This is a genomic window from Tatumella sp. JGM118 (assembly GCF_018257515.1).
In the GTDB taxonomy this organism is placed as follows: domain Bacteria; phylum Pseudomonadota; class Gammaproteobacteria; order Enterobacterales; family Enterobacteriaceae; genus Tatumella; species Tatumella terrea.
This window is the reverse complement of record NZ_JAERJR010000004.1, coordinates 105,539-124,980: the sequence shown is the minus strand read 5'-3', so window position 1 is coordinate 124,980 and position 19,442 is coordinate 105,539. Positions and strand designations below refer to the sequence as shown.

Annotated in this window: 20 protein-coding genes; 9 read left to right on the top strand and 11 right to left on the bottom strand. The window is 54.4% G+C overall.

Features of this window, described 5'->3' with window-relative positions; all coding sequences use genetic code 11:
• The first annotated feature begins 1 nt into the window (after nt 1).
• From arnC to arnF, 6 genes are read left to right on the top strand one after another with little or no spacing between them, the layout of a single operon-like run.
• Nucleotides 2–982, top strand: a complete 981-nt coding sequence (arnC, locus tag JK223_RS06130) for an undecaprenyl-phosphate 4-deoxy-4-formamido-L-arabinose transferase (RefSeq protein ID WP_212713330.1) — start codon at nt 2–4, stop codon at nt 980–982.
• The gene (gene arnA / locus JK223_RS06125; protein WP_212713329.1) at nt 982–2,964 is read left to right on the top strand and encodes a bifunctional UDP-4-amino-4-deoxy-L-arabinose formyltransferase/UDP-glucuronic acid oxidase ArnA; all 1,983 of its coding nucleotides are present in this window, start codon (nt 982–984) and stop codon (nt 2,962–2,964) included. The genes arnC and arnA overlap by 1 nt, the downstream gene beginning before the upstream one ends.
• Nucleotides 2,961–3,854, top strand: coding sequence for a 4-deoxy-4-formamido-L-arabinose-phosphoundecaprenol deformylase (gene arnD / locus JK223_RS06120; RefSeq protein ID WP_212713328.1), 894 nt, complete (start codon nt 2,961–2,963; stop codon nt 3,852–3,854). Before arnA ends, arnD begins: the two co-directional genes overlap by 4 nt.
• A 10-nt stretch (nt 3,855–3,864) precedes the next feature.
• Nucleotides 3,865–5,505 (top strand): lipid IV(A) 4-amino-4-deoxy-L-arabinosyltransferase, encoded by a 1,641-nt coding sequence (gene arnT / locus JK223_RS06115; RefSeq protein ID WP_212713454.1) that lies wholly within the window; start codon nt 3,865–3,867, stop codon nt 5,503–5,505.
• Complete coding sequence (gene arnE, locus JK223_RS06110) at nt 5,502–5,837, top strand: 4-amino-4-deoxy-L-arabinose-phosphoundecaprenol flippase subunit ArnE (protein ID WP_212713327.1); 336 nt, start codon at nt 5,502–5,504, stop codon at nt 5,835–5,837. The genes arnT and arnE overlap by 4 nt, the downstream gene beginning before the upstream one ends.
• Complete coding sequence (gene arnF / locus JK223_RS06105; protein WP_212713453.1) at nt 5,834–6,220, top strand: 4-amino-4-deoxy-L-arabinose-phosphoundecaprenol flippase subunit ArnF; 387 nt, start codon at nt 5,834–5,836, stop codon at nt 6,218–6,220. The genes arnE and arnF overlap by 4 nt, the downstream gene beginning before the upstream one ends.
• A 25-nt stretch (nt 6,221–6,245) precedes the next feature.
• Here the strand turns inward: arnF and JK223_RS06100 are convergent, their stop codons facing one another.
• The 11 genes from JK223_RS06100 to JK223_RS06050 all read right to left on the bottom strand — a co-directional run bounded on the left by JK223_RS06100 (nt 6,246) and on the right by JK223_RS06050 (nt 16,237).
• Complete coding sequence (locus tag JK223_RS06100) at nt 6,246–7,682, bottom strand: ATP-binding protein (RefSeq protein ID WP_212713326.1); 1,437 nt, start codon at nt 7,680–7,682, stop codon at nt 6,246–6,248.
• Nucleotides 7,679–8,359, bottom strand: a complete 681-nt coding sequence (locus JK223_RS06095; RefSeq protein WP_212713325.1) for a response regulator transcription factor — start codon at nt 8,357–8,359, stop codon at nt 7,679–7,681. The genes JK223_RS06100 and JK223_RS06095 overlap by 4 nt, the downstream gene beginning before the upstream one ends.
• 112 nt (nt 8,360–8,471) lie before the next feature.
• The gene (gene cysM / locus JK223_RS06090) at nt 8,472–9,362 is read right to left on the bottom strand and encodes a cysteine synthase CysM (protein ID WP_212713324.1); all 891 of its coding nucleotides are present in this window, start codon (nt 9,360–9,362) and stop codon (nt 8,472–8,474) included.
• 82 nt (nt 9,363–9,444) lie between these two features.
• On the bottom strand, nt 9,445–10,533 hold the full coding sequence (cysA, locus tag JK223_RS06085) for a sulfate/thiosulfate ABC transporter ATP-binding protein CysA (protein WP_212713323.1): 1,089 nt from the start codon (nt 10,531–10,533) through the stop codon (nt 9,445–9,447).
• A complete protein-coding gene (cysW, locus tag JK223_RS06080) occupies nt 10,523–11,398 on the bottom strand; it encodes a sulfate/thiosulfate ABC transporter permease CysW (protein WP_212713322.1) in 876 nt (291 codons plus the stop codon). Before cysW ends, cysA begins: the two co-directional genes overlap by 11 nt.
• Complete coding sequence (cysT, locus tag JK223_RS06075) at nt 11,398–12,231, bottom strand: sulfate/thiosulfate ABC transporter permease CysT (protein ID WP_212713321.1); 834 nt, start codon at nt 12,229–12,231, stop codon at nt 11,398–11,400. Before cysT ends, cysW begins: the two co-directional genes overlap by 1 nt.
• Entirely contained in the window at nt 12,231–13,244 is a 1,014-nt protein-coding gene (gene cysP, locus JK223_RS06070; protein WP_212713320.1) for a thiosulfate ABC transporter substrate-binding protein CysP, read from the bottom strand. Before cysP ends, cysT begins: the two co-directional genes overlap by 1 nt.
• A 375-nt stretch (nt 13,245–13,619) precedes the next feature.
• Nucleotides 13,620–14,519, bottom strand: coding sequence for a Dyp-type peroxidase (locus JK223_RS06065; RefSeq protein WP_212713319.1), 900 nt, complete (start codon nt 14,517–14,519; stop codon nt 13,620–13,622).
• Nucleotides 14,520–14,637: 118 nt separating this feature from the next.
• On the bottom strand, nt 14,638–15,249 hold the full coding sequence (locus JK223_RS06060) for an RpoE-regulated lipoprotein (RefSeq protein ID WP_212713318.1): 612 nt from the start codon (nt 15,247–15,249) through the stop codon (nt 14,638–14,640).
• Between the two features lie 63 nt (nt 15,250–15,312).
• The gene (locus JK223_RS06055) at nt 15,313–15,768 is read right to left on the bottom strand and encodes a DUF2919 domain-containing protein (protein WP_212713317.1); all 456 of its coding nucleotides are present in this window, start codon (nt 15,766–15,768) and stop codon (nt 15,313–15,315) included.
• Between the two features lie 43 nt (nt 15,769–15,811).
• Nucleotides 15,812–16,237 carry a GNAT family acetyltransferase gene (locus JK223_RS06050; RefSeq protein WP_212713316.1) on the bottom strand — a complete coding sequence of 142 codons (426 nt, stop codon included), beginning with the start codon at nt 16,235–16,237 and terminating at the stop codon, nt 15,812–15,814.
• Nucleotides 16,238–16,446: 209 nt separating this feature from the next.
• Between JK223_RS06050 and amiA the strand changes: the two genes are divergently transcribed.
• The 3 genes from amiA (at nt 16,447) to tal (ending at nt 19,410) form a co-directional block, all read left to right on the top strand.
• Nucleotides 16,447–17,325 carry an N-acetylmuramoyl-L-alanine amidase AmiA gene (gene amiA, locus JK223_RS06045; RefSeq protein ID WP_212713315.1) on the top strand — a complete coding sequence of 293 codons (879 nt, stop codon included), beginning with the start codon at nt 16,447–16,449 and terminating at the stop codon, nt 17,323–17,325.
• Between the two features lie 37 nt (nt 17,326–17,362).
• Nucleotides 17,363–18,271 (top strand): oxygen-dependent coproporphyrinogen oxidase, encoded by a 909-nt coding sequence (gene hemF / locus JK223_RS06040; protein ID WP_212713314.1) that lies wholly within the window; start codon nt 17,363–17,365, stop codon nt 18,269–18,271.
• Between the two features lie 188 nt (nt 18,272–18,459).
• The gene (tal, locus tag JK223_RS06035; RefSeq protein WP_212713313.1) at nt 18,460–19,410 is read left to right on the top strand and encodes a transaldolase; all 951 of its coding nucleotides are present in this window, start codon (nt 18,460–18,462) and stop codon (nt 19,408–19,410) included.
• Nucleotides 19,411–19,442: the final 32 nt, after the last annotated feature.

Here is a 19,442-nt window from a genome sequence, read left to right as displayed (position 1 = left end):
GATGCGGACACCAACCCCTGTGAATAAAGTCTCTGTCGTTATTCCTGTATATAACGAGCAGGAGAGCCTGCCTGACCTGATTTCCCGGACCACGGCCGCCTGCCGGCAGCTGGACACCGATTATGAGATCCTGCTCATTGATGACGGCAGCAGTGATAACTCCGCACAACAGATTATTGATGCTGCGGAAGCGGTGGATAGCCATATCGTCGCCATCCTCCTGAACCGTAATTATGGCCAGCATTCCGCCATAATGGCAGGCTTCAGCTATGTCACCGGTGACCTGATTGTCACACTGGATGCAGATTTACAGAATCCGCCGGAAGAGATCCCAGCCCTGGTCGCGACCGCCCGGCAGGGCTATGACGTCGTCGGCACCGTACGGCAAAACCGTCAGGACAGCCCGTTCCGTAAGATTGCTTCACGGATGATTAACCGGCTGATCCAGAGTACCACCGGTAAAGCGATGGGCGATTATGGCTGTATGCTGCGGGCATACCGGCGCCCTATCGTCGAGGCCATGCTGCATTGTCAGGAGCGCAGCACGTTTATCCCCATTCTGGCCAATACCTTCGCCCGTCATACCACGGAGATTCCGGTGCATCATGCGGAGCGTGAGCACGGCACATCGAAATACAGCTTTATGCGCCTGATAAACCTGATGTATGACCTGGTGACCTGTCTGACGACCACACCACTGCGAATGCTTAGTGTCGTCGGCGCGCTGATCGCCTGTGCCGGTTTTCTGTTCGCATTTCTGCTGGTCGTGTTGCGACTGATTTTCGGTGCCCACTGGGCCGCTGAAGGGGTTTTTACGCTATTCGCCGTGTTATTTATTTTTATCGGCGCGCAATTCATTGGCATGGGATTACTGGGTGAGTATATCGGCAGGATCTACAGCGATGTCCGTGCGCGCCCGCGTTATTTTGTTCAGCGTGTCGTTAATCACGCCGCTTCGTCAACTAATGAGGATAATTTATAATGAAAGCTGTCGTTTTTGCTTATCATGACATGGGATGTGTGGGCGTTGAGGCGCTGATTGAAGCCGGTTTCGATATTACTGCCATCTATACCCACCTGGACAATCCGTCAGAAAATCATTTCTACGGTTCTGTCGCACACCTGGCGGCAGAACATAACATTCCGGTATTTTCACCGGAGAACGTGAATCATCCGCTGTGGGTGGAACGGCTTCGCGAAAGTGCGCCGGACATTATCTTCTCTTTTTACTACCGGGACTTGCTGTCAGAAGAGATCCTGAATCTCCCGCCGGCCGGTGCTTATAATCTGCATGGTTCTCTGCTGCCCCGTTACCGCGGACGCGCGCCTCTGAACTGGGTGCTGGTGAACGGCGAAACAGAGACCGGTGTTACCTTACATAAAATGGTGAAACGGGCGGATGCCGGAGAGATTGTATCTCAGCAAACGGTCGCTATTTCCGCCAGTGATGATGCACTGCGGTTACATAAAAAACTGACTCAGGCGGCCCGCGAACTGCTTCAGTCCACTCTGCCGGCGATAAAGCAAGGCAAGGTCGCGCTGTCAGCCCAGGATGAACAACGGGCGACTTATGTGGGCCGCAGAACCCCGGAAGACGGTCGACTTGACTGGAATCAGCCCGCCACGGTATTGCATAACCTGGTGCGCGCCGTCAGTGAACCCTGGCCGGGCGCCTTCAGTTATGTCGGTAACACCAGGTTTATCGTCTGGAAATCCCGCGTACATACCGATGTCCCGGCAGCGACACCAGGCCAGGTATTGTCGGTCTCTCCGCTGATAGTCGCCTGTGGTGAGGGCGCACTGGAAATTGTGACCGGACAAACGGAACAAAGCGTCTATATGCAGGGCCGCGAACTCGTACGTCCCTTAGGCCTGACCGAAGGTTCAATTATCAGTACACAGCCGGTGGTCGCGCAGAAAAAACGCACCCGGGTGCTGATCCTCGGGGTCAACGGCTTTATCGGCAACCATCTGACCGAACGCCTGCTGCAGGATGACAATTATGAAGTCTTCGGCATGGATATCGGCTCGGATGCGGTCAGCCGTTTTCTTGGCAATGAGCGTTTTCATTTTGTCGAAGGTGATATTACGATCCATACCGAATGGATCGATTACCACATCAAAAAATGTGATGTCATCCTGCCTCTGGTGGCCATTGCCACACCGGTAGAATATACACGTAACCCTTTACGGGTATTTGAGCTGGATTTCGAAGAGAACCTCAAAATTATCCGTGGCTGTGTAAAATACAAAAAACGGATCATTTTCCCGTCCACTTCTGAAGTTTACGGCATGTGTACGGATGAAACCTTCGATGAAGACCGCTCTAACCTGGTGGTCGGGCCTATCAACAAACAACGCTGGATTTATTCGGTTTCAAAACAATTACTGGACCGGGTGATCTGGGCCTACGGCGAAAAAGAAGGACTCCGCTTCACGTTGTTCCGGCCATTTAACTGGATGGGGCCGCGCCTCGACAGCCTGAATTCTGCGAGGATCGGCAGTTCCCGGGCCATTACCCAACTGATCCTGAATCTGGTCGAAGGCTCGCCGATCAAACTGGTGGATGGCGGCCGGCAGAAACGCTGTTTCACGGATATCGCCGACGGTATCGAGGCCCTGTTCCGTATTATCGAAAATAAACAGGGACAGTGTGACGGACAGATCATCAATATCGGTAACCCGGAGAATGAAGCCAGTATCCGTGAACTGGCCGAAATGCTTTACCGCTGTTTCGAGCGTCATCCACTCCGGCAGCACTTCCCGCCGTTTGCCGGTTATCGCGATATCGAAAGCAGTAGTTATTATGGTAAAGGGTACCAGGACGTCGAGCACAGAAAGCCTAATATCCGTAATGCTCAACGCCTGCTGAACTGGACCCCGTCCATCGGAATGGAGAAGACCATCGAAGAGACACTCGACTTCTTCCTTAATACGGTCATTCCCGCGGATCAGACCCGATGAAAAAAGTCGGCCTGCGCATTGATGTCGATACCTGGCGGGGAACCCGCCAGGGGGTTCCCGCGCTGCTGGACATGCTGGCGGCTGAAAATATCCGGGCTTCCTTTTTCTTTTCTGTCGGACCGGACAACATGGGGCGCCATCTTTGGCGCCTGATCAAACCGGCATTTTTACTGAAGATGCTTCGCTCGGGAGCCCCCTCCCTGTATGGCTGGGATATTTTACTGGCCGGAACGGCCTGGCCTGGCCGGCTGATCGGTGCCGGTAATGCGGAGATTATCCGCAGGGCCGCCGGTTTACATGAAACCGGGCTGCATGCCTGGGATCATCATGCCTGGCAAACCTGGGCCGGGGTCTGGAAAGCGAAGGATCTGACTGAACATATCCGCCGGGGGAAAGAGGCCCTGGAAGCCATTACCGGCACAGAGGTAACCTGTTCAGCGGTCGCCGGTTGGCGTGCCGACCAGCGGGTGGTGAAAGCCAAACAACCTTTCCGCTTTCGCTATAACAGTGATTGCCGGGGAACGGCCCCCTTCAGGCCAGTGCTGAATGACACCACCTCTGGCACGGTGCAGATCCCGGTGACCCTGCCGACCTGGGATGAGGTCGTCGGGCGCAATATTCGTCCGCAAGCGTTTAATCGTTTTATCCTGGATGCCATGCATAAAGACGAAGGCACCCCTGTCTATACCATCCATGCCGAGGTCGAAGGCATTGCCTATCGCGACGACTTTTCACGCCTGCTGGCCGCCGCCCGTGATGAGGGGATCCGGTTTGTCCCGCTCAGTGAACTGCTTCCCGAAACTGATGCATCGCTGCCCGCCGGAAAGATAATGCGCGGACATGTGCCCGGCCGTGAAGGCTGGCTGGGCTGTCAGACACTTCAACGATAATGTGTATATGATGAAAGCCACTAAATACGGTGTATGCCTGCTACTGCTGTATGCTCTTTTTTATCTGTTCCCACTGCAGACGCGCGCGCTCTGGCAGCCTGACGAATCGCGTTATGCCGAAATCAGCCGTGAGATGCTGGTAAATCATAACTGGGCGGATCCGCATTTTCTGGGACTGCGCTATTTTGAGAAGCCGGTGGCGGGATACTGGATAAACAATGTCAGCCAGATGATTTTTGGTCATAACAATTTCGCTGTCCGCTTCGGGGCGGTCTTCTCGGTCACGCTGTGTGCTTTACTGGCTGGCTGGCTGGCCTGGCTGATGTGGCGGGATAAGAAACTGGCCATTATCTCCGGCGGGATCTACCTGACCTGCCTGCTGGTGAATGGTATCGGCACCTATGCGGTGCTTGACCCGATGATAGCACTCTGTCTGACGGCATCGATGGTCAGTTTCTGGCGGGCGACAACCGCAACCACCGGCACTGGCCGGGCGGCCTGGTATCTGGTGTTGGGGGTAACCTGTGGCCTGGGCATCATGACTAAGGGCTTTCTTGCTCTGGCCGTACCGGTGATCAGTATTATCCCCTGGGTTATCAGCACACGACGCTGGCGGGAAGTAGTAATATTCGGGCCACTGGCGGTACTGAGCTGCCTGCTGTTTACTCTGCCCTGGGCGCTGACTATCAATGCCAGAGAGCCTGACTTCTGGCACTATTTCTTCTGGGTTGAACATATTCAGCGTTTTGCCGAACCGGATGCTCAGCACAAGGCGCCTGTCTGGTACTACCTGCCTGTGCTGCTGGGCGGCTCACTGCCCTGGCTCGGCTATCTGCCAGCGGCGCTGAGAACCGGCTGGCAGGGACGTCATCAGCACCCGGGCACCGTTTACCTGCTCGGATGGGTCATCATGCCCTTACTCTTTTTCAGCATCGCAAAAGGGAAATTACCGACCTATATCCTGCCCTGCTTTGCTCCGCTGGCCATTTTACTGGGCAAAACGGTGCTGAATGCGACCCGGCGTACCACTGCGGCGAATGGCTGGATCAATATCATTTTCGGTATCACCGGCATCCTTCTGTTAGTGGTGAGCTGGCGAATGCCCACGCATCCGTTCTATAGCCCGCAGGAAGGCCACCGTTTACTGCTGGCCTTGATTGTTTTTCTGAGCTGGAGCCTGTTTGGCGTACTGGCACTCATTCGCCAGGGAAAATTCCGTCTGGCAGCGGCGCTATGTCCGTTAGGTCTGGCTTTACTGGTCGGGTATACGATCCCCGCATCCGTCAGGGACAGTAAACAGCCGCAGGAGTTTCTGGAACGGATGACGACTCACCTGACAGCAACCCGCTACATTCTGTCCAACCGGGTGGGGATTGCCTCCGGGATCGCCTGGCACCTTAAACGTTCAGATATTGATTTGTATGACGAAAAAGGTGAACTTACCTATGGACTGAACTATGCCGATGGCAAGGGGCGGTTTATTTCCCGTGAGGCATTCCCGGCGTGGCTGGCCACACATCGCAGTCAGGGGGTTTCGATGGTGCTGCAGACAAATAAAGGTGAAACGCTGTCCGGGATGGACCTTCCGCAGCCTGACTTTAGTGTCCAGCAGGGCCGCCTGCTGTATGTCGAATACGGCCCGCAACGATGACCCTGGTCGCACTGTTGTTCTCGAGCCTACTGAGCTGCCTGGGACAGTTATGCCAGAAACAGGCAGCCTCCGGAGCAACGGGGCGCCCCGGGCTGAACCATCTCTGTCTGTGGCTCGGCCTGGCCCTGCTTTGCCTTGGGTGTGCGATGCTGCTCTGGTTGCAGGTACTGCGCACCCTGCCGGTCGGGCTGGCCTACCCGATGCTCAGTCTGAATTTTATCTGGATAACACTGGCCGCGCGCTGGCTGTGGCATGAACCTGTCAGCCGGCGGCACTGGCTGGGGATTGCCTGTATTATCGGCGGTATTCTGTTACTTAGCCGGGGGATCTGATGGGATATTTCTGGGCATTATTGAGCGTCCTGCTGGTGAGCGGTGCACAGCCTGCCATGAAGGAAGCCATGACCGTACTCCCTGCGTCAGGGGAGCTGATATCACTGCTTGTTTTCCTGTGGCATCATCCGATGACCAGCGGATTATTGCTGGCAGGGCTGCTTGGCTATGCGTTGTCGATGGGATGCTGGTTTCTGGCCCTGAAACGGCTGGCGCTCAGTAAAGCTTATGCCTTACTGAGCCTGAGTTATATTCTGGTGTGGGGGATCGCCCTCGGACTGGGGTTACACGGGGAACATTTCTCAGTGTCTGCGCTGGCCGGTATCTTGCTGGTGATCACCGGGGTGATACTGGTCTGCCTGCCATCAAAACCGCCACGCTGAACAGGCCACATACACGTCGCCTGTATTACTCGCCGGCCACCCAGTGCGGCAGACGCAACATAATTTCCAGCCCGCCCTGACGGCGATTTTCTGCCCTGACCTCACCATGATGGGCCAGGATAATTTTACGTACAATCGCCAGTCCGAGACCGTAGCCTTTTCCGGATTGTGCCGACTGTACACGGACGAACGGGTCAAAGATGCTGGAGAGTTTATCCTGTTCCACCCCCGGCCCCTGGTCCCTGATATACAGCGTCAGCCATTCCGGTGCGGAAGATAGCTGAATATCAATACACTGTCCTGCGGTGGAAAAACGCAATGCATTTCTCAGCACATTCTCAATACACCGGCGGATCATCTCTGCGTTCCCCTGCACCATATGATCAGCCCGGGTGTCATAACTGACATCGATTTTCACCTGCGGGATCTGCGCTTCAAACCGGGCATCCGCAACCACAACCTCCAGCAGACTGGTCAGATCAAAATATTGATCAACGTCCGGAGAGTCATGCTCTGCCCGCGATAAGGTCAGCAATTCACCAATCATTTTATCGAGCTTATGCGCTTCGTTATCGATCCTATCCAGTGAATCTTCGACATTTTCCGGCGTCTGGCGGGCCAGTGCCGTTGCCAGTTGCAGCCTCGCCAGCGGTGTCCGCAACTCATGAGAGATATCGTGCAGCAACTCCTCTCTGGCTTTTACCAGAACATCCAGTCGCTCCACCATTGCATCAAAGTCACGCGCAACCGCCGAGAGTTCATCATGGCGCCGCTGCATTTTGTGATACAGCCTGACCGACAGATCACCGGTAGAAACCTGTCTGAACCCTTCACGGAACTGCCGCATCGGGCGGGTCAGGTTCCATGCCAGTAACAGGCTCATCATCAGTCCCATAGGAACAAACATGATCACCATTGGCATCGGAATGTGCAGGAACCGCTGGATGATCGAATGGTCATAGGATTCCTGATGACGGAAAGCACGGAGATTGAACCAGAGGTCATATACCACCCCTCGTGGTCCGGTCACCTGACGATAAATTTGTCCGGAGGACATATAAAGGGGTGAAGAGACCGTTTGCGAATCACTGCCCGAACGAGGTATCAGTGGCGGCGGCAGTCCCTGCGGCTCACCGGCCGACCGGCTTTCCGCCGGCATATCGGTAAGATCCAGTAACCGCGGGGGTTGTTGCGGGCTGACGCTGACCGTGAAGACCTGTTTCATATTCTCCGGCCAGCCGGCAGTGAGGGTAGCAATCCCTTCCGGTCCGGCCGTCCTGAGCGTCGAAACCGCCGATTCCAGTTGCAGGTTCAGCATCCGCCGGGCTTCTTTCTGGCTCGGCGGTTCAAAGTTACCGAACATGCTGAATCCCAGCCACAGGAACTGACTGATAATCAGAAACACCAGCCAGAACAGCAGCAGCATTTTCCAGAACAACCGTCCCGGGTAACCTGTTTTCATCGTATCCGGTAACCGATGCTGCGGACAGTTTCGATGTTCACCTCGTCATCGGTCAGCTTACTCAGTTTCTGACGGATATTACTCACGTGGACATCGACACTGCGATCATAGGCTTCACGCTGTCGTCCCAGCGCTTTCTCTGATAGCTCATCTTTCGAAACTACCCGGTCGCTGGCCGCCATCAGCAGTTCGAGCAGATTAAACTCCGAAGCGGTCAGATCAAAGTTTTCACCCCGCCAGGCGGAAGTACGGGTAGAGGAATTCAGCGTCAGCTCCCCACAGGTGAGTAACTCTTTTTTCTCCGGGACTATCGGATGTTCGTCAATACGGCGCATCACCGAGCGTAACCGGGCCACCAGCTCACGGGGATAACAGGGTTTTGGCATATAATCATCCGCCCCCATCTCCAGACCGATAACCCGGTCAATATTATCGCCCTTCGCGGTCAGCATAATGACCGGTAACCGTCCCTGCTGACGGATCTGCCGCAGAACATCAATGCCGCTCATATCGGGTAACATAATATCCAGAATTACCGCATTGAACTGACCCGAAGCCGCCTGACTGATGGCCTCTTTGCCGGTCATCACCAGCACAGTCGCAAAGCCCTCACCTTCCAGATACTGACTCAGCATGGTGCCCAGCTCGTGATCATCATCAACCAGTAATATTTTCATGTCACACTCTCTGTCTCTGTATTCGTCGTATTCTGACCGGTTATTCCGCCGCTGACCGCAGGATTTACGCTATCCTTACCATTTTCCGCCGCAAGACCCGCGGCGTCTCTGCTCAGGATAGTTCATAGATTCCGGTAGAAAGATAACGATCACCGCGATCGCAAATTATCGCCACTACCTTCGCCCCGGGGACATCTCCGGCAATTTTTAACGCCCCGGCCACTGCACCCCCGGAACTCATTCCGCAGAAAATACCCTCACGACGGGCCAGCTGGCGCATGGTCTCAGTGGCCAGTGCCTGTGACATATCGATGGTCCTGTCTATCCATTCCGCCCGGAAAATGCCCGGCCGGTAAGCTTCTGACCAGCGGCGGATCCCCGGGATTTGAGAATCTTCTTCCGGTTGTAATCCTATCACCTGCACCGCAGGATCCTGTTGTTTGAGGTAACGTCCGACTCCGGTGATCGTCCCGGTCGTTCCCATACTGGACACAAAGTGCGTCAGTTTTCCCGCGGTTTGTTGCCAGATTTCGGGACCGGTGGTGCGGTAATGCGCCAGAGGGTTATCCGGATTATTAAACTGATCCAGCACCTTACCTTCGCCGTTGGCGGCCATCTGCATCGCCAGATCACGGGCGCCTTCAATTCCCCCCTGTTCACGGCTGACCAGGACCAGCGTTGCACCGTAAGCCTTCATTGCCGCCTGACGCTCGAGGCTCATATTATCCGGCATCAGTAAAACCATCCGGTAACCTTTCATCGCCGCAATCATCGCCAGAGCAATCCCGGTATTACCGCTGGTGGCCTCGATAAGCGTATCACCGGGGGAGATCTCCTGACGGAGCTCAGCCTGATGGATCATCGAATAGGCCGCCCGGTCTTTGACCGAGCCGGCAGGATTATTTCCTTCAAGCTTCACCCAGACCTCACTGCCATTATCTGGCACCAGGCGCTGTAAGCGGATCAGGGGAGTATTACCGATAGTGCTTTCCAGAGTTATCACAGCGTGTTACCTGCACAGAGAAACGAAAACAGCCTGGCCGCGATGAGCGCCAGGCTGTTTTACAGACAATGAATTGAAAATATCAGGCGCTTTTCGCAAAGGCAATAGGTTGCAACCTCTGCTCTCCCTGATAGACACGCGCATTCTGAACACCGATATACAGTGTCTGACCGCGCACCGGAGGCGCAGAGGGAACTTCACTCACCAGCGTCAGCAGTTCGCCTGTCCAGCCCAGCGGTTCGGCAATGATTTGCCAGTAATGGCCGCGCGGGCTGACTTCCAGGATCTTAACGGCCAGTGGCGTAACGTCAGAGAACTCATGGCGGATTGCCGCTTCCCAGGGACGGAGAAACAGAGCCACCTCGCCTTCAATACCGGTCACGCCATTCAGTGGCCAGGACTGCCCGGCGACCTGCAATACTCCCCCCGTAACATGGCCATCAAAGCGGTTCACTTCACCGAGGAATTCAAGCACAAACCGGGATTCAGGATGCTGCCACACCTGCTCCGGCGTCCCGGTCTGTTCAATATTCCCCTGGCTCATCACCACAATCCGATCCGCCACTTCCATCGCCTCTTCCTGATCATGGGTCACAAATACGCTGGTGAACTGTAACTCTTCATGTAACTGACGTAACCAGCGCCGCAACTCTTTGCGCACCCGGGCATCCAGGGCACCGAAGGGTTCATCCAGTAACAGAATCTGCGGATCGACCGCCAGCGCACGGGCCAGTGCAACACGCTGTTTCTGGCCCCCGGACAGCTGGGCCGGATAGCGGTTGGCCAGATGCGAGAGCTGCACCATTTCCAGTAACTTGCTGACTTTTTTCCGGATGTCGGCCGCCGAAGGGCGATCGCGGCGGGGTAATACGGTCAGCCCGAACGCAATATTGTCAGAGACCGTCATATGCCGGAACAGCGCATAGTGCTGAAACATAAACCCCACATGACGATCCCGCGCATGCAGGTGACTCACATCACGGCCGTGAAACGAAATGGCTCCGCTATTCTGGTGCTCCAGGCCTGCAATAATACGTAACAGCGTCGTCTTACCGGACCCGGACGGCCCCAGCAGCGCCACCATTTCACCGGAGGCAATATCCAGCGACACATCGTTCAGTACCGATGTTTTGCCAAAAGATTTATTAATCTTCTCAATATTAATGCTCATAATTGTCGTCCTGTTGCTGGCGCCGGTGCTGACGTTCCAGTCGCCATTGCAGTGCGCTTTTCAGAAAAAGTGTAACGATAGCCATTAATGCCAGTAACGCGGCTGCCGTGAAGGCACCCACGGTATTGTAATCCTGATGGAGTAATTCCACCTGCAGAGGCAGAGTATAGGTTTCACCCCGTATCGAGCCGGAAACCACCGACACGGCGCCGAATTCCCCCAAAGCGCGGGCATTGGTCAGCACCAGACCATACAGCAGCGCCCAGCGGATATTCGGTAACGTTACCCGGAAGAACATCTGCCAGCCATTCGCGCCCAGTAAGACTGCGGCTTCATCTTCCTGATTCCCCTGGCTTAACATGACGGGGACCAGCTCACGGATAACAAACGGACAACTGATAAAGATACTGACCAGCACCATGCCGGGCCATGCAAACATGATCTGAATATTATGGGCATCCAGCCAGTGTCCTGCGGGTCCATTAATCCCCCAGAACAGCAGATACAACAGCCCCACCACGACCGGCGACATGGCAAACGGAATGTCATACAACGTCAGTAGTAGCTGACGGCCCGGGAAATTAAAGCGGCTCACCAGCCAGGCCAGTAACGTCCCGAACACCAGATTTACCGGCACGGTGATCAGTGCAATCATCACGGAAAGCCAGATAGCGTGCAGCATATCCGGGTCCGACAGATTATGCAGTGAAGCCAGAATACCTTTTCCCAGCGCCTCCCAGAAAATGGAGATCAGCGGGATCACCAGGATCAGCACAGACAACAGCACACCCACGGTGATCAGCAGATATTTCCCCCACGGGAGGGACTTTTTAAAGGCGACAGGCCCTGTGGTGACATCACGCATCAGTGACCTCCGATACGACGGCCATAACGGCTCTGCAACACGTTAATGGCAAAAAGTAACAGTAAAGAGGCCGCCATAATGACGGAGGCAATCGCGCTGGACGCCGGGAAGTCAAACTCCTGCTGACGGATAAAAATCATCAGCGAAATGACTTCGGTTTTCCAGGCGATATTCCCGGCGATAAAGATCACCGCGCCGAACTCTCCCAGGCTGCGGGTAAAAGAGAGCGCAGTGCCTGCCATCAGAGCCGGTGCCACCTCCGGCAGGATCACCCGTAAAAACGTCTGCCAGGGCCTCGCCCCCAATGTTTCAGCCGCTTCCTCATATTCCGGCCCCAGCTCTTCCAGTACCGGCTGCACCGTGCGGATAACAAACGGCAGGCTGGTGAAGGCCATCGCCACAGAAATCCCAAGCCAGGTATAGGCGACTTTGATGCCATGCTCAGCCAGCCAGTGACCGTACCAGCCGGACGGAGCCAGTAACCCCGCCAGGGTCAGGCCTGCCACCGCCGTGGGTAATGCGAAAGGCAGATCCATCAGACCATCCAGAAACGTTCTGCCGGGAAACCGATAGCGGGTTAAAACCCAGGCCATCAGCATGCCAAAAAAAGCATTGAATATCGCTGCCACGGCCGCCGACTGCAGTGTCACTTTATAAGCCACCACCAGTTCCGGGTCGGTGATCACATGCCAGTACTCTGACCAGGTCATTTTTGATAACTGAATGAGTAAAGCACTCATCGGTAATAACAGGATCAGACAGGTAAAAAACAAGCTGGTCCCTAAACTTAATCCAAATCCCGGTAATACCCGCTTTTGACGCTTTAGTATCATTACTTATGTCCTGCTGACTGCAATTGATCAAACTCTCCGCCGGTAGCGAATTGTGTTTTCATCACCTGCTCCCAGCCACCAAACTGCTCCTCAACACGAAACAGGGTGACATCAGGGAAACGGGCTTTATTCTGCGACATTAACTGCGGGTTATGGACCCGGTAGTAAAATCCGGTCAGGACTTTCTGAGCCGCCGGACTGTACAGAAAATTGAGATACGCCTTTGCGGCCGCGGTATTCCCCTGCTCAGACACATTTTTATCGATCCAGGTCACGGGAAACTCCGCCAGAATATTGGTCCGTGGCACAATCACTTCATAACCGGCGTCCGGGTATTGCTGACGAATAGTATTGATTTCGGATTCAAAACTTATCAGCACATCCCCGATACCATGCCCGGCAAAGGTGGTGGTGGCACCGCGTCCGCCGGTATCCAGGACCGCCACATTACCGATAAACCGGGTCATAAACGCCCGGGTCTTCGCCGGATCGTTACCGTCTGCTTTTTCGGCCGCCCCGAGAGCAGCCAGCCAGGTGTAGCGCCCGTTACCGGAGGTTTTAGGATTCGGGAAGATAAGACTCACCCCGGGCTTCGTTAAATCCGCCCAGCTGTGAATATGTTTCGGGTTCCCTTTGCGGACTAAAAAAGCCATGGTGGAGTAGAAAGGCGAGCTGCTATCCGGCAAACGCTGTTGCCAGTCCGCCGGGATCAGATGGCCCTTATCATGCAGGATCTGCACATCCGGGACCTGATTATAGGTCACGACATCCGCACGTAATCCCTGCAGGATTGCCAGCGCCTGGCGGGAAGAGCCACCATGTGACTGACGAATCGTCAGAGGGTCATCCGGATGAGCCTGATCCCACTGTTTTTCAAACAACGGGTTCAGGGCGCTGAATAACTCCCGGGAGACATCATAGGAACTGTTCAGCAGAGTCGTCGCCTGAACCGTACTGACGAAGGCCAGCGACAACAACGCTGCACCTGTCCATTTTTTTCCTGAGAGATTCATTAACTTACCCCTGAGCACCCACGCGACACCCGATAGCCGCAGTGAGTCAGTGTATTTATTTCTCAGGGGAAAGCTGTAGCAGTTTTATATACTTTTTATTGCTTTCAAAGTCTAAAATTGCATAAGGATTGCCGGAGGATGGCAAACAGCGCAGCGGAGAATGCGCCCTGCCCGCCCGGGCGCCTGTCAACCCCGACTGGCAGGGCTGAATGTCAGGTCAGCGGACCGGAGCCTGCCCCGGCACATCCGGCTGTACTGGCGGTGCTTACGATAAGGCCCGACGGTTTAGTGCCTGTCCGGAGATATGTGGCAGGGCGAAGGCTGAGGCCAGCGATCGCCATGCATCAGCATAAGACCGCCGCCCCGGCAGGGATATCAGAGTGCGTCCAGCTGGGACAGCGACGGGGCGTAATAATAGCTGCCGGTCACCGGTTTGGAAAAACGCAGTATGCCGTCAAACTTACCATCGGTCTCGCCGAACATACTGAGCAACTGCTGTTCAATATTGTGCAGTCGCGCGCAGTAGGCAATAAAATACAGCCCATGAACGCCACTGACGCTGCCATAAGGCAGGCTCTGGCGTAAAATTTTCAGGCCTTTCCCCGCTTCTTTCAGATCCACGCGACTGACATGTGATGTGACAGGACGTTCATCGGCAGGCAGTTCTTCGCTGGTCTCTTTGGTTCGCCCGATAATGGCTTGCTGGCGGTCTACCGGTAATTTATTCCACTGCCCGAGATTGTGCTGCCAGCGCTGAGTGAAAACATAGCTGCCGCCTGCATCTTCGCCATCTTCGATAATGGCGACCTGGCGGCGGTCGTCCCCGTGCGGGTTCTCTGTACCATCCACAAAACCACTGAGATCACGATCTTCGACCCAACGGAACCCCTGCGTTTCCTCGTTGATCTCCAGCAGACCCGCAAAAATTTCACAGGCCATCTGGCCGAGAGAAAAGTTAACATCGTGACGCAGGGAGTGGATATGGATCAGCAGATCACGCTGGGTGGCGGGTGCCATCCCTTTCCCGAGCGGGGTGAAGTCTTTCAGTTCCGGGGCAGAGGTGGCCGAGGGTTGCAGATCACGCCATAATCCCGGTCCGAAGGCAATCACCGAACTGAGTTGCGCATCAGGAAACTTTTGCTGTAATTCATGCTGGCGGGCGAGAAATTGCCGGATTTTAGGTCCTGCTTGCGTCAGGTCTCCGCGGACGCCGGCTTCAAGCCAGATAGCCGCACGGCAATGTTCCGGCAAAATGCCGCTCTGAAAATGTGTCACGTTATGCTCTCCGGTATCACTCAACAGGATATATTTCTGGTTTATGATACCGGAAAAACGAAATAATAACCTGTGACAGAACAGGGATATTCCCGGTCCCCCTGTTCTGCGTCACCGGTTACTGTTGCCAGATAATTTTGGTCAGGGTCCAGTTTTTCAGCGTCTCATCGGCCGGCATAATGCCTTCCGGCCCGTGCCCTTCCCCCTGATAGAGGTACTGGATATTTCCGGCCACCGGCGAACGGCACTGCACACTGTTACCGTTATCCGCTGACTGACAGTGACCGAAAGCTTTACTGTAAAGCGCTGAGAACGGGCTGCCGATATGTACGCCATCTGCCGTCACGACGGACGGGTCAGTCACGGTAATCCGGGAAATGGTACTTTGCCCCTGAATATCCAGCATGACCTGTCCCTGCTTCAGCGCCTGCCAGAAAGTGACAATATTTCCGTTTTCGGTGCGCATCCCCTGTCGCAACTGATAGTCGCTGCCCAGTGCCTGATGGATCTCAGACTCATTCATTGGCGTCAGGCTATTAAGTCCGCCCACGCCCTGATCTGTCACTTTAACCGGACTGCTAAACCAGTGCCACGGGAGTGCCGATGACCAGGAATAGGTCAGCGGGTTCCACCAGTGAACGGTACTCTCCGTCGCTGTACTCTGGCCGGAACCGGCGCATCCGCCAAGTAGCATGGCACTGGTCAACAGCGCGGTTTTTAACAATTTCATGGCAGTTTCTGTTCCTTACGCATTAAGCTAATGCCTGATTGGAGTCATAAATCAGCAGAAAGTTTATTCGCCGGCCATATTCTCCGTCCGGAAGCAGTCGCGCAGGCGGCGATCAGCCAGCAGCCAGAGGGCCGATAGCAGATCAAAGATCAGTAAAATCAACGGGACCGGTGATTGTTGCAATAACGTATAACTGAACTGCTGAAGTTGCCAGACGGCGGTGAATACAGCTGCGGCGACTAAGGCCCAGCGCCAGGCCGCCCACAGGCGGGGGAATTGCTGGCGGCGACCGGACAGTAAAAACGCCACCGCCGCCACCAGGCCAAACGCCAGCCCTGGATAGAACCCCTGTTGGTCAGGATAAAACAGCGTCAGGAGTGCATTGCCCTGTTGGCGGGACGCACCGGCGAATACCAGCACTATCCAGGTTCTCGCCTGTAAAATCAGGACCAGCCAGAACATAAGAGGCAAGCGAAGCTGGCCTTGGCTGTCATAGTGATCAGGTGAATAATGAATCAATGGTAATCTGTGGCCTCACTCCGTGCCTGCGGGGACAGGCAGATCAATATTCCCTGTCTTCAATCAGTCGTTTACCCAGTAATACCGAGTCAACCGTTTCGTATTCCAGTTTTTCGTAAAACCCGAGAACCACATCATTCTCTTCACGAACCATCAGATTGATCTTTGGACAGCCTCTGGCGACCAGTTTTTTCTCCAGCCGGGTCATCATGGCATTTGCAAAACCACGACCGCGATAGTCCGGATCCACCCCCAGATAATAGACAGAGCCGCGATGACCGTCATACCCCCCCATCACCGTGGCAACAATTTCACCGCCTAACACGGCAACCAGGAATAAATCAGGATCATGGCTCATTTTACGCTCGATATCCATTTCCGGATCATTCCATGGGCGTAATAAATCACAACGCTCCCATAGCGTAATAACTTCGTCAAAATCTTCCTGGCGAAATACCCGTATTTCCATCGCCGATGCCCCTTTTACATTACAGATATCCGCTGATTATGGCGTTTTCCGCCCTCACTGCAAGCCTGAAGCATGAAACAAAGCCGAAAATTCTGATATTTGTAAAGAACAGAACTGCAATACTCGGTAAAAGGCTGAAATATTTGCTTTGTCGCAAAAGCAGGGTTGTTACGATATAACACAATGGTATTAACTAAATAATTACCAGAATGGAACTGCAGATGAAAAAATTGTCCCCGATGAAACAACTGGTGAACCGCCGCCAGCTACTCTTTTCCGGTCTGGCATTGGCAGTACTGTCACCCAGGGCGGTACTGGCAAAAGAGCCAGATCTCAGAGCGCAGGCAGCCCATACGCCGCAGCCCCATAAGCCTGCCAAAAACGGTAAGTTTATTGTCATGCTGGACCCGGGTCATGGCGGGATCGACTCCGGTGCCGTCGGTGAAGAAGGCTCCATGGAAAAACACGTGGTGCTGGAAATTGCCGGTAACGTCCGTCAGATGCTGAACAATCATCCCTATATTGAAGCGCGGTTGACCCGTGACAGCGACCACTTTATCCCGCTGTATCAGCGTGTGGAAATCGCCAGTCAGCACGGTGCCGACTTGTTTATGTCCATTCATGCTGACGGCTATACCAGCCCGGATGCTCATGGTGCCTCGGTCTTCGCCCTCTCTAACCGTGGAGCCACCAGTGCCATGGCCCGCTATCTTTCAGATCGCGAAAACTCTGCCGATAAAGTCGCCGGACTCAAAGTCGAGGAAAAAGACCACTATCTGCAGCAGATCCTGTTTGACCTGGTACAGACTAACACCATAAAAAACAGCCTGACGCTGGGGAAACATGTTATTGAACGTATCCGTCCGGTGCATCACCTGCACAGCCAGGTCACCGAACAGGCCGCGTTTGCCGTGCTTAAATCACCGTCAATTCCTTCGGTTCTGGTGGAAACCTCGTTTATTACCAACCCGTCAGAAGAGAAATTGCTGGGGACGACGGCCTTCCGGCGTAAAATTGCCGGGGCAATCACTGAAGGGATCGTGAATTATTATAATGAGTCAGTGGTCCACAATCGCCGGGTAAGTTAGGTATAATCCCCGGAAACCCCTCAACGAATAAAGTGATATGAGCGCTCCCGACAAGAATCAGGTCAAAAACTTCCTGCTGTCATTGCAGGACAATATCTGTCAGCAACTGGCTGATGCTGATGGTAAAACAGGTTTCAGCGAAGATGTCTGGCAGCGGGAAGGCGGTGGTGGCGGACGTTCACGCGTGTTGCGTGAAGGGGCGGTTTTCGAGCAGGCGGGTGTTAATTTTTCTCATGTCTCCGGAAATAACCTGCCGGCCTCGGCCACAGCCCACCGGCCTGAACTGGCGGGCCGCAGTTTTGAAGCGATGGGCGTTTCGCTGGTCATCCATCCGCACAGCCCGTATATACCGACCAGCCATGCCAATGTCCGCTTTTTTATTGCAGAAAAACCCGGTGCTGACCCTATCTGGTGGTTTGGCGGGGGCTTTGATCTGACGCCTTATTACGGTTTTACAGAAGATGCCGTGCACTGGCATCAGACCGCACGGAATATTTGTCAGCCGTTTGGTGAAGACGTCTATCCCCGGTATAAAAAGTGGTGTGATGACTACTTCTATCTGCGCCACCGTGATGAACAGCGCGGTATCGGTGGATTGTTCTTTGATGACCTGAACAGCCCGGATTTTGACCACTGCTTCTCATTTATGCAGGCGGTCGGGCTTGGCTTCACAGAAGCTTATCTGCCGATCGTCGAACGTCGTAAGTCTCTGGGCTGGGGTGAGCGTGAACGCCAGTTCCAGTTATACCGGCGCGGACGTTATGTGGAATTTAATCTGGTCTGGGACCGCGGTACCCTGTTCGGTTTACAGACCGGAGGCCGGACCGAATCTATCCTGATGTCAATGCCGCCGCAGGTACGCTGGGAGTATAACTACCAGCCGGAAGCAGGCAGCCCTGAAGCCGAATTGTATGAAAAATTCTTACCGGTAAACGACTGGATCTGACCCCCACCCTTATTCTGACGGGAGAGCGTCCCTGCTCTCCCGCTTTCCCCGTTTTTAGTCTCCCCTGTTGCTACTATCGGAGAAAACGTATTTTCTTCCCGAAAAAACTCCGGCACAGTGTTAAATTACTGTTACGGGTGATTCCGTTTGCCACGGAAACCCGCTTCTGAAGAGACGAGAACCGGATTATGCATCCGCTTGACGCATTAAAAGAATTTACGACTGTGGTCACCGACAGTGACGATATTCACGCTGTGCTTGCGTATCAGCCCCATGACGCCACCCTCACGCCCTCGCTGATACTGAAGGCGGCCACCTTAAGCGACTACCAGCCACTGATCGCAGAGGCGATTCAGTATGCCAGTCTGCAAGGCGGAAACCGGGAAACCCGTATCATCAACGCCAGTGACCGGTTGGCAGTCAATGCCGGTGTCGAAATCCTGAAACATATTCCTGGAGGGGTATCTGCCGGGATCGATCCGCGCCTCTCCTTTAACCGTGGATTGTGCGTCTCGCGCGCCGAAAAGCTGGTTAAAATGTACGAAGAACAGGGCATTGACCGTTCCCGGTTGCTGATTACGCTGGCTGCGACCTGGGAGGGAATTAAAGCGGCTGAAACGCTGGAACAGAACGGTATCCGGTGCAACCTGACGCTGCTGTACTCGTTCGCTCAGGCCCGGGCCTGTGCTGAAGCCGGTGTCTGTCTGATCTCACCGCCCGTCGGACCTGTCTGCGACTGGTATCAGAGCCGTTACCCTGATTCATCTTATGTTGCAGAAAATGACCCTGGTGTGAAATCAGTCAGAGCGATTTACGACTATTATAAGAAACATCGCTATATGACGATCGTGATGGCTACCGGCTTCCGTCAACCGGAACAGGTGCTTGCACTGGCCGGCTGCGACCGGTTGGCAGTGTCACCGGAATTACTTCGGGCACTGAAGGACTCAGAATCCACCATTGAACGTCAACTTATTCCTTCGACTGAAGCGTTCCATCAGCCAGCCCCGCTCGCCGAAGATGAATTTCGCTGGCTGCATAATCAGGAGGCTATGGCTGTGGAAAAACTGGCTGAAGGGATACGTCAGCTCGCTATCGACCAGCAAAAACTGGAAGACATGCTGGCAGCCCGGCTATAGTTTTTATATTCATTAACTTTTTATTAACCGAT

What these genes read in the sequence shown, in the direction of transcription:
- cysW (WP_212713322.1), bottom strand. Translation starts at nt 11,398, where the DNA reads ATGCGTGATGTCACCACAGGGCCTGTCGCCTTTAAAAAGTCCCTCCCG.
- JK223_RS06100 (WP_212713326.1), bottom strand. Translation starts at nt 7,682, where the DNA reads ATGAAAACAGGTTACCCGGGACGGTTGTTCTGGAAAATGCTGCTGCTG.
- JK223_RS06060 (WP_212713318.1), bottom strand. Translation starts at nt 15,249, where the DNA reads ATGAAATTGTTAAAAACCGCGCTGTTGACCAGTGCCATGCTACTTGGC.
- arnT (WP_212713454.1), top strand. Translation starts at nt 3,865, where the DNA reads ATGAAAGCCACTAAATACGGTGTATGCCTGCTACTGCTGTATGCTCTT.
- cysP (WP_212713320.1), bottom strand. Translation starts at nt 13,244, where the DNA reads ATGAATCTCTCAGGAAAAAAATGGACAGGTGCAGCGTTGTTGTCGCTG.
- arnE (WP_212713327.1), top strand. Translation starts at nt 5,502, where the DNA reads ATGACCCTGGTCGCACTGTTGTTCTCGAGCCTACTGAGCTGCCTGGGA.
- arnA (WP_212713329.1), top strand. Translation starts at nt 982, where the DNA reads ATGAAAGCTGTCGTTTTTGCTTATCATGACATGGGATGTGTGGGCGTT.
- cysA (WP_212713323.1), bottom strand. Translation starts at nt 10,533, where the DNA reads ATGAGCATTAATATTGAGAAGATTAATAAATCTTTTGGCAAAACATCG.
- cysT (WP_212713321.1), bottom strand. Translation starts at nt 12,231, where the DNA reads ATGATACTAAAGCGTCAAAAGCGGGTATTACCGGGATTTGGATTAAGT.
- JK223_RS06095 (WP_212713325.1), bottom strand. Translation starts at nt 8,359, where the DNA reads ATGAAAATATTACTGGTTGATGATGATCACGAGCTGGGCACCATGCTG.
- arnD (WP_212713328.1), top strand. Translation starts at nt 2,961, where the DNA reads ATGAAAAAAGTCGGCCTGCGCATTGATGTCGATACCTGGCGGGGAACC.
- amiA (WP_212713315.1), top strand. Translation starts at nt 16,447, where the DNA reads ATGGAACTGCAGATGAAAAAATTGTCCCCGATGAAACAACTGGTGAAC.
- arnC (WP_212713330.1), top strand. Translation starts at nt 2, where the DNA reads ATGCGGACACCAACCCCTGTGAATAAAGTCTCTGTCGTTATTCCTGTA.
- hemF (WP_212713314.1), top strand. Translation starts at nt 17,363, where the DNA reads ATGAGCGCTCCCGACAAGAATCAGGTCAAAAACTTCCTGCTGTCATTG.
- tal (WP_212713313.1), top strand. Translation starts at nt 18,460, where the DNA reads ATGCATCCGCTTGACGCATTAAAAGAATTTACGACTGTGGTCACCGAC.
- JK223_RS06050 (WP_212713316.1), bottom strand. Translation starts at nt 16,237, where the DNA reads ATGGAAATACGGGTATTTCGCCAGGAAGATTTTGACGAAGTTATTACG.